Source organism: Bradyrhizobium sp. URHA0013 (genome assembly GCF_000518345.1).
Taxonomy (GTDB): Bacteria; Pseudomonadota; Alphaproteobacteria; order Rhizobiales; family Xanthobacteraceae; genus Bradyrhizobium.
On the sequence record NZ_JADK01000009.1, the window covers coordinates 97,239 to 110,673 of the forward strand.

The 13,435-nt window shown below is 63.7% G+C and carries 16 protein-coding genes; 7 read left to right on the plus strand and 9 right to left on the minus strand.

The features are described 5' to 3' along the window. Positions 1–112: 112 nt before the first annotated feature. Positions 113–1,291, minus strand: a complete 1,179-nt coding sequence (locus tag N551_RS0115285) for an acyltransferase (RefSeq protein WP_035961412.1) — start codon at positions 1,289–1,291, stop codon at positions 113–115. A gap of 190 nt (positions 1,292–1,481) precedes the next feature. Between N551_RS0115285 and N551_RS37015 the strand changes: the two genes are divergently transcribed. Next, positions 1,482–1,655 (plus strand): DUF1328 domain-containing protein, encoded by a 174-nt coding sequence (locus N551_RS37015; protein WP_007602280.1) that lies wholly within the window; start codon positions 1,482–1,484, stop codon positions 1,653–1,655. Between the two features lie 136 nt (positions 1,656–1,791). Here the strand turns inward: N551_RS37015 and N551_RS0115295 are convergent, their stop codons facing one another. Further along, positions 1,792–2,151 (minus strand): DUF427 domain-containing protein, encoded by a 360-nt coding sequence (locus N551_RS0115295; RefSeq protein WP_027567668.1) that lies wholly within the window; start codon positions 2,149–2,151, stop codon positions 1,792–1,794. A 212-nt stretch (positions 2,152–2,363) separates the two neighbouring features. Here N551_RS0115295 and N551_RS0115300 point away from each other — a divergent pair, with 212 nt between their 5' ends. Together N551_RS0115300 and N551_RS0115305 are read left to right on the plus strand one after the other, a co-directional pair. Next, a complete protein-coding gene (locus N551_RS0115300; RefSeq protein ID WP_007602284.1) occupies positions 2,364–2,600 on the plus strand; it encodes a BolA/IbaG family iron-sulfur metabolism protein in 237 nt (78 codons plus the stop codon). 24 nt (positions 2,601–2,624) lie between these two features. Continuing rightward, the gene (locus tag N551_RS0115305) at positions 2,625–3,818 is read left to right on the plus strand and encodes a low temperature requirement protein A (protein ID WP_027567669.1); all 1,194 of its coding nucleotides are present in this window, start codon (positions 2,625–2,627) and stop codon (positions 3,816–3,818) included. Positions 3,819–3,843: 25 nt separating this feature from the next. On the opposite strand, the gene egtD is transcribed toward N551_RS0115305, so the two are convergent. Further along, positions 3,844–4,815, minus strand: a complete 972-nt coding sequence (egtD, locus tag N551_RS0115310; protein ID WP_027567670.1) for an L-histidine N(alpha)-methyltransferase — start codon at positions 4,813–4,815, stop codon at positions 3,844–3,846. Positions 4,816–4,867: 52 nt separating this feature from the next. After that, entirely contained in the window at positions 4,868–6,160 is a 1,293-nt protein-coding gene (gene egtB, locus N551_RS0115315; protein WP_027567671.1) for an ergothioneine biosynthesis protein EgtB, read from the minus strand. 241 nt (positions 6,161–6,401) lie between these two features. Here egtB and grxD point away from each other — a divergent pair, with 241 nt between their 5' ends. The 4 genes from grxD to N551_RS0115335 are packed head-to-tail and all read left to right on the plus strand — an operon-like array spanning position 6,402 to position 9,880. Then, positions 6,402–6,728: a Grx4 family monothiol glutaredoxin gene (gene grxD / locus N551_RS0115320; RefSeq protein ID WP_007612111.1), complete on the plus strand. Its 327-nt coding sequence runs from the start codon at positions 6,402–6,404 to the stop codon at positions 6,726–6,728. A 3-nt stretch (positions 6,729–6,731) separates the two neighbouring features. Then, the gene (locus N551_RS0115325; protein ID WP_027567672.1) at positions 6,732–7,283 is read left to right on the plus strand and encodes an O-acetyl-ADP-ribose deacetylase; all 552 of its coding nucleotides are present in this window, start codon (positions 6,732–6,734) and stop codon (positions 7,281–7,283) included. A gap of 46 nt (positions 7,284–7,329) precedes the next feature. Beyond that, positions 7,330–8,616 carry a serine hydrolase gene (locus tag N551_RS0115330; protein WP_027567673.1) on the plus strand — a complete coding sequence of 429 codons (1,287 nt, stop codon included), beginning with the start codon at positions 7,330–7,332 and terminating at the stop codon, positions 8,614–8,616. A 1-nt stretch (position 8,617) separates the two neighbouring features. After that, a complete protein-coding gene (locus N551_RS0115335; protein WP_027567674.1) occupies positions 8,618–9,880 on the plus strand; it encodes a serine hydrolase in 1,263 nt (420 codons plus the stop codon). Here the strand turns inward: N551_RS0115335 and N551_RS0115340 are convergent, their stop codons facing one another. The 5 genes from N551_RS0115340 to N551_RS0115360 form a co-directional block, all read right to left on the minus strand. Then, positions 9,881–10,948 (minus strand): low specificity L-threonine aldolase, encoded by a 1,068-nt coding sequence (locus N551_RS0115340; RefSeq protein ID WP_027567675.1) that lies wholly within the window; start codon positions 10,946–10,948, stop codon positions 9,881–9,883. Between the two features lie 63 nt (positions 10,949–11,011). Next, a complete protein-coding gene (locus N551_RS0115345; protein ID WP_245287780.1) occupies positions 11,012–11,227 on the minus strand; it encodes a hypothetical protein in 216 nt (71 codons plus the stop codon). Between the two features lie 63 nt (positions 11,228–11,290). Then, entirely contained in the window at positions 11,291–11,908 is a 618-nt protein-coding gene (gene rpsD / locus N551_RS0115350) for a 30S ribosomal protein S4 (RefSeq protein WP_007602315.1), read from the minus strand. Positions 11,909–12,105: 197 nt separating this feature from the next. Beyond that, entirely contained in the window at positions 12,106–12,873 is a 768-nt protein-coding gene (locus tag N551_RS0115355; protein WP_027567677.1) for an acyltransferase, read from the minus strand. Positions 12,874–12,976: 103 nt separating this feature from the next. Further along, on the minus strand, positions 12,977–13,360 hold the full coding sequence (locus N551_RS0115360) for a cupin domain-containing protein (RefSeq protein WP_027518835.1): 384 nt from the start codon (positions 13,358–13,360) through the stop codon (positions 12,977–12,979). Between the last annotated feature and the right edge of the window lie 75 nt (positions 13,361–13,435).

Genomic DNA, 13,435 nt, shown 5'->3' on the forward strand with positions numbered 1-13,435 from the left:
CAAACTCCGTCATTGCGAGCGCAGCGAAGCAATCCAGAGCCTCACCGCCGAGGCACTCTGGATTGCTTCGTCGCAAGAGCTCCTCGCAATGACGAATGGAAAGAGCTCGGCCTCACAACACGTGCGAGGCCCCCGGAATTTTCCGTAAGCCCGCCGTCAGTCCCCAGCTCAGGATCACCGTGAGCACGAAGCCGATCGCGGCTTTCACGATCGCAGGCCAGCTGTAATCGAACAGCGCGTACTGAATCCACAGCGCGATCGGGTAGTGCACCAGGAAGATGCCGTAGGCATCCGCCTGCATGCGGTCGAGCAGGTTCGGTCCCGGCGACTTCTGGTGCAGGAAGAAGGCGAGGATCGCGAGCAGGATCGAGCCTGAGAACAGCACGAAGAACGTGCCGTAGATCGCCTGGTACCAGTGCGGCTGTGGGTCGGGATTACCGAGAACTTCGCGCTTGATGTAGATCATGACCCACATCAGGCAGTAGGGGATCAGCGTGGCGAGCACCCAGAGCCAGCGCTGTTTCGGCAACTGGCCGCCGGCGCTGAGGATGCCGCGATCGAAATTCGCAGCTCCAACACTGACGCCGATGAAGAAATACGCGAAGTAGAGCAGGATGCGGCTGGCCTGCACCGAGAACGGCCCGAGCTCGAACCATTTGCTGCCGCCGAAATAGAGCAGCGCCGGCACGTAGGCGATTGTCGTGACGACGACGAGCAGCAGCCAGAATACGGCCGGCTGGTCGAATCCGCGCAGCGACACGCGGTTGCCCGGATCGACCAGATGCGCGGAGACCCGGTAGAGCAGGCTTGCGGTCAGGTCGAATGCCAGCAGCACCCACACGAACCAGATCGGGCCGCTCGGCCACGGGCCAACCGTGATCGTCTTCCACCAGAATGCCGTGAAGCTCAGCCCGGGATCGTGCCGCAGCGCGATCGCGTAATAGGCGAGCGGGATGACGGTGAACGCCGCGATCGCGAACGGCAGCCCGAGCCGCAACAGGCGGTCGCGGAGAAAGACCGACGGCGCCTTGCGCCCGATGCCGGGCCAGGTGAACAGTCCCGACAGGAAGAAGAACATCGCCATGAAGAAGCTGTCGGTGGCCAGCACGACCACGTCGAAACCGGCCCAGGACGCCGGATCGGTGTGCCCGAAATAGGTGTAGGGAATGACGGCGTGGTGCAGCAGCACCACCAGCGTGAGGAAGGTGCGGGCGCGATCGAGCGACAGATTGCGCGCCTTGGCCTTCGGCGCCGCATGCGCCTCTGCTCCGATCGTCGCTGAATGTGACATCGTCATCGTGGCCGCCCCGGTCGCGCTTTCCGTCCCAGCGGGACTTTGCTGCCGGGAACCGGATTCAGCAAGGGTCGTTTGGGACGCCCGCAGGGCCCGTTGCCGCTAGGAACCAGTTCCCTGCGACGCAGTTAGCGTTCGCCAAAAGGGCTTGAGGGCCGCGACAGGCGGTCCAATTTCGGAGCTGGCGATGACGATCCTGAAATGGGCGCTGATCTTCTTACTTGTCTCGATCGTGGCCGGCGTGCTCGGCTTCACCGGCATCTCGGCCGCCTCCGCCGACATCGCCCGCTTCCTGTTCTATGTGTTCGTCGCGATTTTCCTGGTGCTGCTGATCCTGGGGCTCACGATCTTCAGGGCGTAGCGGGGCTCGCGTCGGCATTCCCAGTCGTCGTGCCCGGGCTTGCCCCGGGCATGCATCCACGTTCTTTGTATCCGCGGCAGCCAAGGGCGTGGATGGCCGGGACGAGCCCGGCCATGACGGCAGGCCCTATGTGGGCTTACCCCACTTCCTCGATCTTCACCTTGTCCGGATAGAAGGCGAGGTGACCGGAAATCTCGGTCATCGCGGGGAATGGCGCCTCATAGGTCCAGATCGCGTTGTCCAGCGTCTTGCCGTCGGCCTTGACGCTGTAGTAGCTCGCATCTCCCTTGTAGGGGCAGTGGGTGACGCGGTCGGTGCGCTCCAGCAGCGCCATGTTGGCGTCCTGTCGCGGCACATATTGCACCGCCGGATATTTCGCCTCTTTCAGCGTCAGCGCCTTGGTGGTCTCGGCGATCACGATATCGCCGGCCGTGACCCGGACGCGCCGGGGATTTGGGGTGATGGTGATGGGGTGGTCGGGCCCTGGAAGCTTCATGATTTCACGCCTTTTTCGATCACTCTGCCGCGCGCGGCACTTTGTCGTGGCTTTATCCAGATCGGATCACCGATATAGTGCCGGAAGGCGTGACGTAGAAGGCCGTTCACGCTAAGTTTGGCCCCGCCGGCAAGTTTGGCTTTGCAGATCCCGGACCCCGGCAGCGATTCGACGACAAGGCTGATTGCAGCCGAGACAGGAGCACGACCCGAATGCCAATGGACGCCCACGATATCGAGGCGATGATCAAGGCGGCGATCCCCGATGCCGAGGTGACCATCCGTGACCTCGCCGGGGACGGCGATCACTATGCCGCGACCGTGATCTCGGAGACCTTCCGCGGCAAGTCCCGCGTCCAGCAGCACCAGATCGTCTATCAGTCCCTGCGCGGCCAGATGGGCGGCGTGTTGCATGCGCTGGCGCTGCAAACCGGGGTGCCGGGCGCCTGATGCGATCGTGACGGGGGCATGACGATGGCTGCGGACAATCCTCGCGGCGCGATGTTTCGCGTCATCCTGCCGAACCAGCACAGCCGCGTCACCAATGCCGAGCTGTTCTTCGACCTGGTCTTCGTTTTCGCGATCACGCAGGTCTCCCACACACTGCTGCACCATTTCACGCCGCTCGGTGCGGTGCACGTCGCGGTGCTGTTTCTCGCGGTATGGTGGGTGTGGGTCTACACCGCCTGGGTCACCAACTGGCTCGATCCCGAACTGACGCCGGTCCGCATCCTGATCTTCCTGATGATGCTGGGTGGCCTCGTGCTGTCCACGACGATCCCGACCGCGTTCGAGGGGCGGGGCCTGTGGTTTGCGATCGCCTACGCAACGATGCAGGTCGGGCGCACCGCCTTCTGGATGTTTGCGACTCCGCGCCACCGAACGGCGGTCCGGCACAATGCGATCCGCATCCTGACATGGCTCTCGGTCTCCGCGATCTTCTGGATCCTCGGCGGCCTCGCCCATGACGAGGTGCGGCTATGGTTCTGGATCGTGGCGCTGACGATCGAATACATCTCGCCGGCAGTGCGCTTCTGGGTCCCCAAGCTGGGCTTCTCGTCGGTCGAGGCCTGGGCGGTCGAAGGCGGCCACATGGCCGAGCGCTGCTCGCTCTTCGTCATCATCGCGCTTGGCGAGGCCGTCGTCGTCAACGGCGCCACCTTTGCCGAACTGGACTGGACCGCGGACAACATTTTGGCCTTCGTCTCCGCGCTGGTCGGCAGCATCGCGATGTGGTGGGTCTATTTCCACAAGGGCGCCGAGGCCGGCGCCGAGCGCATCTCGAAATCCGCCGAATCCGGCCGTTTGGCGCGGCTCGCCTACACCTATCTGCACATGCCGATCGTCGCCGGCATCATCCTGACCGCGGTCTCCGACGAACTGGTGCTGAAGCATCCGGTCGGGCATTCCGATATCAGGATCATCGTGAGCACGATCGGCGGTCCCTTGCTGTTCCTGGTCGGCACCATCCTGTTCAAGCATGCGATCCGCGGCTTCCTCCAGCTCTCGCACGGCATCGGCATCATTCTGCTTCTGGTGCTGTCGTGGTTCGCCGCCGAACTGTCCCCGCTATGGCTGTCGGTCGCCGCGACGGTGATCATGATCGTCGTTGCGGTGTGGGAGTCGGTCTCCCTGGGATCGACGCCGGAACAAGCCGAGGAGCATTGAGCCGGCGCCATTGGCGCCGGAGCGCTTACTCCGCCACCTCCAGCGCATGCACCGAGAACATCTTCGCGGCATCCGTCCAGCTCTCGCGCACCCGCCAGCCTGCGCCCTGCGCCAGCGCGGCGAAGCGCTCGATGCTGTATTTGTAGCTGTTCTCGGTGTGGATGCTCTCGCCCGCGCGGAACGAAAAGCTGGTGCCGAGCAGGCGCACGGTCTGGCTCTTCTTGCTGATCAGGTGCATCTCGATGCGGTGCCGCTCGCGATTGTAGATCGCGCGATGGGTGAAGGCGGAGAGGTCGAAATTGCCGCCGAGTTCGCGATTGATCCGTACCAGCACATTGAGGTTGAAACGCGCGGTGACGCCGGCGGCATCGTTATAGGCGTCGTGAAGCAGGCGCTCCTCCTTCTCGAGGTCGGCGCCGATGATCATCTGCGCACCCCGGCCCAGGATAGCGCGCGCGCTCTTCAGGAACGCCTGCGCTTCATGCGGCTCGAAATTGCCGATGGTCGAGCCCGGGAAGAACCCGACCTTGGGCATGGTCGCCACCGCCTTGGGCAGCTCGAACGGCGTGGTGAAGTCGGCCGCCACCGGGTAGATGCCGAGTGACGGAAAATCCCGCTTCAGGCCGTTCGCCTGCGCCGTCAGGAAGTCGCCGGAGATGTCGACGGGCACATAGGCCGCGAACTTGCAGTGGTTGAGCAGCAGGCGAACCTTTGTGGTCGCGCCCGCGCCGAATTCGACGAGCGCCGCGTGCTCCGGAATGATCTTTGCGATCTCGCTGCCACGCTCCTTCAGGATCGCCAGCTCCGTGCGCGTCGGGTAATATTCCGGCAGCCGTGTGATCGCTTCGAACAATTCCGATCCGGCCGCATCGTAGAAATATTTCGGCGACAGCTTTTTGGGCTGCTGCGAGAGGTCCTCGATGGCCTCGCGGGCAAAGGCGGTGGTTTGTTCGTCGGGAAGATGGGCTTCGGCCAAAGCGCTGGCGTGCACATTCATGATACTCTCCTGAACGCGCTGTCCGGCGCGCATTTGTCGTCGGATAAGAATTTTACTCGTAGTCGGCGAGCCGCAGTCCCGTGAATTGCCACCGGTGGTGCGGATAAAAGAAGTTACGATAGGTGATACGGCTGTGCCCCTCCGGGGTTGCAAGCGAGGAGCCGCGCAGCACCAGCTGGTTGACCATGAACTTGCCGTTGTATTCGCCGAGCGCGCCTTCGATGGCGCGATAGCCGGGGTACGGCGAGTAGGACGACCGCGTCCACTGCCAGACGATGCCGAACGCATCGTTGAGCTGGCCCGCGCGGGCCGCGACCTCCCATTCCATCTCGGTGGGCAGATGTTTTCCGGCCCAGCGCGCAAAGGCGTCAGCCTCGTAATAGCTGACGTGGCAAACGGGCGCGTCGGGATCGACCGGCTTGAGGCCGGCCAGCGTCATGACATGCCACTGGCCGTCGATCTCGCGCCAATGGCCGGGGGCGTCCCAGCCATCGTTGTTCACGGCCGCAAAACCGTCCATCAGCCACAGCGTTGCGGTCCGGTAGCCACCGTCGCGCATGAAGGCGAGCCATTCGCCATTGGTGACGAGATTGCGTGCGAGCTTGACCGGGCCGACGAGGGCGCGATGCGCCGGCTTCTCGTTGTCGAAATGAAAACTCTCGTCGACATGACCGACGGTGTGGATGCCTTCGTTCAGCGTCAGCCAATCCTCGCTGGCCGGCGTTGCGGCCGGGAAGCGCCAGTCCGGATCATAGGCCGGCGGGATCGGGTTCTGCGCGAAGGCGTGCAGGATGTCGGTGAACATCAATTCCTGATGCTGCTGCTCGTGGTTGAGGCCGACCTCGACCAGCGGCGCGATCTCGCCAAGCTTGTCCTCGCCGGCGTCGCGGAAGAATTTCACGACGGCAGCGTCGACATGTTTTCGATAGGCGCCGACCTGATCGGCGCTCGGACGGGTGATATCGCCGCGGTGATTGCGGGAATGGCGTGGGCCGGCGCTGACGTAATAGGAATTGAACAGGAAGGCGAAGTCAGGGTGAAAGGGCCGGTAGCCCGCACAGTGCTCGCCGAGCACGAATTGCTCCCAGAACCAGGTGGTGTGCGCCCGGTGCCATTTCGTCGGGCTCGCGTCCGGCATGGACTGGATCTGCTGATCCTCCGGCGACAGCGGTGCGGCCCGGCGCTCGGTCTCGTCGCGGACGTTGAGAAACGCGTCTTCCAGCCTCTGGGCAAGGCCGCCCAAATCGGCCGACGGTGACGGAGCGGGGGCCGTAGCGGAGGCTGGTTTCGTCACGTTTTTCTCCAGACAGGACAAGAGAACGTTGTTGGCGTTGTCGGGTTCCAAAACGCCGGGTTCGTCCTAGATAGGGGCTCCGTGACGGTATGAAAGTCCTCCCCGGCTATGATATTCGTGCCATCATGCAATGGGCCGCTGCTGCCGAGAACGGTCCGCCCAGGGGCCGCTCGCCGCCATTTTACTTTGGATGCACAACGGTTTGGGCTACATATATAGGCAGGGATCGGGTTAAATCGGCTGAGCCAGCCCGAAGCAATTGGAGTGGGCTCCGCCCCAGAAGGACACGGATATGAGCATCGAGGAATTCATCGCCAACGAAGTGAAGTCGAACGACGTGGTTCTGTTCATGAAGGGCACACCGCAATTTCCGCAGTGCGGCTTCTCCGGCCAGGTCGTCCAGATTCTCGACCACATCGGCGTCGGCTATAAGGGCCTCAACGTTCTCGAATCCGCCGAACTGCGCAACGGCATCAAGGACTTTTCGAACTGGCCGACCATCCCGCAGCTCTATGTGAAGGGCGAGTTCGTCGGCGGCTGCGACATTGTCCGCGAGATGTTCCAGGCCGGTGAATTGCAGCAGCTGTTCTCCGAAAAGGGCGTCGCTATCGCGGCCTGATACGTGACCCAGCTGACGCGCCGGATCGGCGGCGCGGAGCTCAAGGTCATCGTCGCTGACATCACTACGCTGAGCGTTGACGCCATCGTCAACGCGGCCAACACGTCGCTGCTGGGTGGGGGCGGCGTCGATGGGGCGATCCATCGGGCGGCCGGGCCCGAGCTTCTGGCCGAGTGTCGGAAGCTCGGAGGATGCCCGACCGGCGATGCCAAGATCACGAAGGGTTACCTTCTCCCTGCACCCCATGTGATCCATGCGGTCGGCCCGGTCTGGCACGGCGGCACTCGCGGTGAGGCGCAGGCGCTGGGCTCATGCTATCGCCGTACGCTTGAGCTCTGCGGGGCCAATCGGCTGACCTCCGTGGCGTTCTCCGCGATTTCGACCGGGGTTTACGGCTTTCCGGCCGACCAGGCGGCGAAGATTGCGGTCCATGCGACCATTGAAGCCCTTCCCGCCGCGCCGCTGGTCGTCGACGTCATATTTTGTTGTTTCTCGGAAAAGAGCTCGACTCTGCACGCGGACGTTTTGGCGCGGTACGGCGGCCCTTGTGCCTGATGACGCGGTCGGTACACTCCGCCGGGCCATGTTCCGGGGAGGGGAGATGATTTCACAGTCTGGACTGCGCGCGCTGGTCTGCGCCGCGCTTGTGTCGTTGGGTACGATGTCGCTTGCGCGGGCGGAGGGCACCTACGAGATTCCGGCCGGCGCGCATTTCAATCCGGACAAGCTCGCGAGGATCACCGAGTTCTTCAAGAACGAGGTCGCGACCGGCAAGATCGCAGGGGCAAACGTCCTCATCAAGCAACATGGCAAGCCGGTCTACCACGAAGTCTTCGGCGTGCAGGACGCGGTCAGCAAGGCGCCGATCACGGACAAGACGATCTTCCGCCTGTTCTCGATGAGCAAGGCGATCACCTCCGTCGTCGCAGTGAAGTTGATCGAGGAAGGTACGATCAAGCTCGACGATCCCGTCTCGAAATACATTCCGTCCTTCGCCAATGTGAAAGTCGGCGTCGAGAAGAAGGCCGAGGACGGCACCAAGTCGCTTGAGCTCGTGCCGCCGAGCCGGCCGATGACGGTGCACGATTTGATGACGCACACTTCGGGCGTCACCTACGGCTTCTATGGCGACAGCCTGGTCCGCAAGGCCTATCGCGATGCCAACATCTATGCCGGCGATTTCGACCTCGCGGAGTTCGCCGAGCGAATCGCAAAACTTCCGCTGCACAACCAGCCGGGCGCGCTGTGGCAATACGGCCATTCCACCGACATCCTGGCGCGGGTCATGGAAGTGGCGGCCGGCAAGCCGCTCATCGAGATCGAGCGGGAGAAGCTGCTCGACCCGCTCGGCATGGTCGATACCGGCTTCTTCGTCACCGATCCCGAGAAGCAGAAGCTGCTGGCGCAGCCGGTGCCGAACGACAGCGATTTCCGCGTCGGGCGGATCAACGATCCGACGGTGATCAAGAAGATCCAGTTCGCCAGCGGCGGTATGGTGACGACCATGGCCGATTATGAGCGCTTTACGCAGATGCTGCTCAAGGGCGGCAGTCTCAACGGCAAGACGATTCTCAAGCCCGAGACGTTCAAGCTGATGGTGACCGACCAGATCGGCCCCAAGTCGGGCGTCGATCGCGATTATTTCTATTTCCCCGGCGATGGTTTCGGCTTCGGTCTTGGACTTGCGGTGCGCACCGACCCCGGCAACGCAAAACCGCCGCCGCCCGGCGATCTCGGCGAATTAAAATGGGACGGCGCCTCCGGCTGTTATTTCGTGATCGATCCCAAGCAGGACATGTTCTTCGTGCTGCTGGAGCAGACCCCGACCGAGCGCCAGCGCGTGCAGCGAACATTGAAGCAGCTGGTTTATGAAGCGATGGAGAACTGACATGTTCGGGCGCCGCGCATTGATCGCGGCGCTCGTCCTTCTCGCCGGCGGCATCGTTACGAAGGCAGGCTCGGAGAGACCTGCGGCCCGCACGCTCTCGCCTGCGGGGCTGGCGAAGGTTTCCGATTACATCCGCAACGAGGTCGCCACCGGCAAGATTCCCGGCGCCATCCTGCTGCTTCAGCAGCACGGCAAGCCGGTGTATTACCAGGATTTCGGCGTCCGCGACGTCGCGACCGAGTTATCGATGAGCGCGGACACGATCTTCCGCCTCTACTCGATGTCGAAGCCGGTCACCTCAGTCATGGCGATGATGCTGGTCGAGGAGGGCAGGCTGTCGCTCGACGATCCCGTCTCGCAATACATTCCGGCCTTCGCCGGCATGAAGGTCGGCATCGAGAAGAAGGCCGAGGACGGCAAAGTCGCGCTGTCGCTGGAGCCGCTGGAGCGACCCATCGCGATCAAGGATCTGCTGCGCCACACCTCGGGGCTGCCTTACGGCTATTACGGCGGCGGTATGGTGCGCGAGCTCTACGCGGACGCCAATCTCTTCAACAGCAATCTGACCAACGCCGAATTCGCCGCCAAGATCGCCACGCTGCCGCTGGTCGAGCAGCCCGGCACGGTGTGGAACTATGGCTATTCCACCGACGTGCTCGGCCGCGTCGTCGAAATCATCGCGGGAAAGACGCTGCTGCAGTTCGAGAAGGAGCGGCTGCTTGATCCGCTCGGCATGACCGAGACGGCCTTCTTCGTCGCCGATCCCGCCAAATTCCCGCGCATCGCCGAGCCGATGCCAGGGGATCGCAATATCAATCCGACGACGCAGGTCCGCGACATCAGGCGGCCCGCGACATGGGAATCGGGCGGCGGCGGTATGATCGGCACGGTCGGCGACTACGCCCGTTTCGCCCAGATGCTGCTCAACGGCGGCACTTATGACGGCCGGCGCTATCTCAAACCGGAGACCATCGCGCTGATGGCCTCGGATCATATCGGGCCGGAGACGAAGATCGCGCGCGACCAGAACTATTATCCGGGCGGGTCTTCCGGCTTCGGTCTCGGCTTCGCCGTGCGCACCTCGGTGCCCCCTGGAACAACGTGGCCGCTCGGCGAATATCGCTGGGACGGCGTCGGCGGCACGTTCTTCTTCATCGATCCCGAGGACGATCTGTTCGGGATCTTCATGGTGCAGACTCCGACGCAGCGCGGCCGGATTCAGCTGGCGCTGAAGACGTTGATCTACCAGGCGATGGGGCGGTGATTACGCTCCGCGCACGATCTCGCGGATATATCCGATCGTCTCCTCGACCTGGCTCGCATTGACGTCGAGATGCGTGCAGGCGCGGATGCGGCCGTCCATCATCGCAAGCGTCACGCCGCGCTGGCGCAGCGCCGCAACCATCTTGTCGCCGGGAATGCCGGCGCCATCGGGCTTGAAGAACACCAGATTGGTCTCGGGCTCCTGCACCTCGACGCCTGCGATCTGCGACAGTCCGCGGGCGAGCGCGCGCGCATTGGCGTGATCGTCGGCGAGCCGCTCGACATGATGGTCGAGCGCGTAGATGCAAGCCGCCGCGCAGATTCCGGCCTGTCGCATCGAGCCGCCGAGCCGCTGCTTCCACTGCCAGACCGCATCGATGAAGGCGCGCGAGCCCGCCAGCACGCCGCCGATCGGCGCGCCCAAGCCCTTCGAGAAGTCGATCCAGGCCGAATCCCAGCCCGCGGTCATGTCGCGCGGGGAGATGCCGCTCGCGACAGTGGCGTTGAGCAGGCGCGCGCCGTCCATGTGGGTGACGAGGCCATGTTGTTTCGCGATCGCGACGATCTCGTCGAGCGCGGCCTTCTTCCAGACCGTACCGCCGCCGATATTGGCGGTCTGCTCGACGCTGACCACCGTCTGTGGCGGTTGGTAGCGCGTGCGCGGATGCAGCGCTCTGCGAAAGGTCTCCGGCGTGAACTGGCCGTCGGGTCCCTTCAGCTGCGTGACCTGGAAGCCGCCGATCGCGGCATGCGCGCCGCCTTCGCGCGCGATGATATGGGCGCTCTCATGGGCGAGGATCTCGTCGCCGGGGTGGCAATGCACCAGCGTTGCGGTGACGTTGCACATCGTGCCTGACGGCATGTACACGGCGGCTTCCTTGCCGAGCAGCTCGGCGACGCGCTCGCACAGCGCATTCACGGTCGGATCGTCGCCGACCTGCTCGTCGCCGACCTCCGCCCGCGCCATCGCCTCGCGCATTGCGGGTGTCGGCTTTGTCTGCGTGTCAGAGAGCAGATTGATGCGCACTGGCGGCGCTTTGGGATCGATCGGGGGAGGGGTGTAGAGCATGGCTGGTCTCATTCTCTAGTCGAACAATGGCAACGTGTTGCGTGCGTGTCCCAATGACCTGAACTAGCCACGAGAACGTTGAGCGACGCGCTGTCGCGCGGCGAGCAGGATGTCGTCTGGCGTGTCGGCAGCGAAGATATTGCAATCGGGCTGAGCGAACAGCCCCTGATATCGGCAGATCTGCTCGTCGCGGGAGAGGGCCTCCCACGCTCCGAGCGCCGCTTCAGTCGGCGTTGCCGAAGGATGAGTGTTGGCGAGCTGGTCGGCCGTGCGAGACATCAATGGCATGCTAACAAACAAAAAGGCCCCGGAAAACCGGGGCCTTTGTCGATGCTGCAATTATCAGCGCGAATAGAATTCGACGACCAGATGCGGCTCCATCTGCACCGGGAACGGCACGTCGGAGAGGTGCGGGATGCGAATGTATTTCGCGGTCATCTTGCCGTGGTCGACTTCGAGATAGTCGGGGGTGTCACGCTCGGAGAGCTGGCTGGCTTCGAGGACGTGAGCGAGCTGCTTGGAGGATTCCTTGACCTCGATCACATCGCCGAGCTTGACCAGATAGCTCGAGATGTTGACCTTGCGGCCGTTCACCTTGACGTGGCCGTGGTTGATGAACTGGCGCGCGGCGAAGATCGTCGAGACGAACTTGGCGCGGTACACGACGGCGTCGAGACGGCGCTCGAGCAGGCCGATCAGGTTCTCGCCGGTATCACCCTTGAGACGGCTGGCCTCGACATAGATGCTGTGGAACTGACGCTCGGAGATGTTGGCGTAATAGCCCTTCAGCTTCTGCTTGGCGCGCAGCTGCACGCCGAAGTCGGAGAGCTTGCCCTTGCGGCGCTGGCCGTGCTGGCCGGGGCCGTATTCGCGGCGGTTCACGGGGCTCTTCGGGCGGCCCCAGATGTTCTGGCCCATACGGCGATCGAGTTTGTACTTCGCCTCACTGCGCTTAGTCATCGCGTCCTCTTCAGGTACTTGGTTTGAGGAAACGCGCCCTCCTGTGTGACGGGCTAGCCCGGCACTGACAGGTCCGATCCCCAAAGCTTAAGGGACAGGACCACGGGTCGCGAAACGCTTCGCGGGCCGAAATCGGCCCGCGAGCAAGCGGCTTTTAGGGGGATTTGGGGCTCGCTGTCAATGCGAATGGCCCGGACTCACGTCCCGACCGCGCGGATCGGCTTCGACCCGGCCGCCCGCAATTCGGCAGCGATTTCAGTGTTCAGGACCTGTTCCAGCCGGGTCAGGACCCGGGCGATCGGGGCGGCGTCGGTGACCCGGTGATCCCAGCGGATCACGACATGGATGGTCTGGGCAGGCCCGACCATCCCATAGCTGACGATGAAGGGGCCGGGCGTGATCGGGTGAAGCTCGCCGCCACCATAGGCGGCCACCGAGCTCACCGCGAAGCTGCCGAACCAGTTGCCTCGCTGCCGGCCGAAATTCAGTCCTATCGCCCAGGACAGCCGCCGCAGCGGCAGCGGCAGACGGGTCACCCGCATGATCTTGCGGAACATGGGAATTTCGTCGATCGGGGCGGTCTTGGCGCGCCGGATCTCGGCGTCGACCTCAGCCAGGGTCATGGCCTCGGGAGCCACGATTCGCTGCGGGATCACGCATTCCTCGCCGCCCTCGACCCGGGCAATGGCCACCGACGCCACGCTCTTCGGCAACTCGTAGAGCGACGGCCAGGGCCATTTGGCATAGACGGTACGCAGGACCGGCTCGTCCCTGGCGACCAGGGCAAAAGCCTTGACGAACATGGCCGCCCAGCCGGCTGGCGCCATCGCGCCCGCGCGGGCCTCCAGCAAGGGGCCGATATCGAGCGAACGGGACAGGGACACGAAGGGCACGCCCATCGAGGCTTGCATGAGGTCGATAATCAGGCGACGCGGCAGCGAAATGGTCTTGGGCGTCCCGCGCATCGCTCTTTGGTTTCCCCTGATTAAAGTTTGTGCAGCGAGCGGTTCCCGCTCGCCGCCTGCTCTAGCACGAACCAACCCGCATGGGGCCGGTCGGTTCGCCGCATCAGGGCGCCGGCGAGGCCAGCGGCTTGGTCTTGTCGACGACGTAAACCCCAAGCACTTTCATAGCCTTGTCGCCGTGGGCTTTGGCGTCATGCACGACGCCTGCCGGGATCTGGTAGGAATCGCCGGCTTTCAGCGTCTTTTCCGGCTGCCCGTCGATGAGGAGATTGAGTTCGCCTTCGAGCACGTAGCCGGTCTCGATGCCCGGATGGGTATGGCGTCCCGCCGCGCCGCCCGCCGGGACCTCCGCGATGGCCGTGATGGTGTTGTAGCCATCGGGAAATTCGACCTTCTGGAGCGGGGTGCGCTTGATGCCGGGCTGCTGGGCGAAGGCCGCAACAGCGAGGCCGGTGAACGCGAGAGCGAGCAAAGTCTTTTTGAGCATGGTTTTTCCTCCCTGGAACGACCGACCCTAGCAGCGCGGTGGTTCCCGGCAAGACTCTCGGCAAAACTCCCGGCA

Bases quoted from the DNA above. Each gene is read 5' to 3' on its own strand.
- N551_RS0115355 (WP_027567677.1), bottom strand. From the start codon at position 12,873: ATGCGCGGGACGCCCAAGACCATTTCGCTGCCGCGTCGCCTGATTATC.
- N551_RS0115340 (WP_027567675.1), bottom strand. From the start codon at position 10,948: ATGCTCTACACCCCTCCCCCGATCGATCCCAAAGCGCCGCCAGTGCGC.
- egtD (WP_027567670.1), bottom strand. From the start codon at position 4,815: ATGAATGTGCACGCCAGCGCTTTGGCCGAAGCCCATCTTCCCGACGAA.
- N551_RS0115305 (WP_027567669.1), top strand. From the start codon at position 2,625: ATGGCTGCGGACAATCCTCGCGGCGCGATGTTTCGCGTCATCCTGCCG.
- grxD (WP_007612111.1), top strand. From the start codon at position 6,402: ATGAGCATCGAGGAATTCATCGCCAACGAAGTGAAGTCGAACGACGTG.
- N551_RS0115300 (WP_007602284.1), top strand. From the start codon at position 2,364: ATGCCAATGGACGCCCACGATATCGAGGCGATGATCAAGGCGGCGATC.
- N551_RS37015 (WP_007602280.1), top strand. From the start codon at position 1,482: ATGACGATCCTGAAATGGGCGCTGATCTTCTTACTTGTCTCGATCGTG.
- rpsD (WP_007602315.1), bottom strand. From the start codon at position 11,908: ATGACTAAGCGCAGTGAGGCGAAGTACAAACTCGATCGCCGTATGGGC.
- N551_RS0115345 (WP_245287780.1), bottom strand. From the start codon at position 11,227: ATGTCTCGCACGGCCGACCAGCTCGCCAACACTCATCCTTCGGCAACG.
- N551_RS0115295 (WP_027567668.1), bottom strand. From the start codon at position 2,151: ATGAAGCTTCCAGGGCCCGACCACCCCATCACCATCACCCCAAATCCC.
- N551_RS0115330 (WP_027567673.1), top strand. From the start codon at position 7,330: ATGATTTCACAGTCTGGACTGCGCGCGCTGGTCTGCGCCGCGCTTGTG.
- N551_RS0115335 (WP_027567674.1), top strand. From the start codon at position 8,618: ATGTTCGGGCGCCGCGCATTGATCGCGGCGCTCGTCCTTCTCGCCGGC.
- N551_RS0115360 (WP_027518835.1), bottom strand. From the start codon at position 13,360: ATGCTCAAAAAGACTTTGCTCGCTCTCGCGTTCACCGGCCTCGCTGTT.
- N551_RS0115285 (WP_035961412.1), bottom strand. From the start codon at position 1,291: ATGTCACATTCAGCGACGATCGGAGCAGAGGCGCATGCGGCGCCGAAG.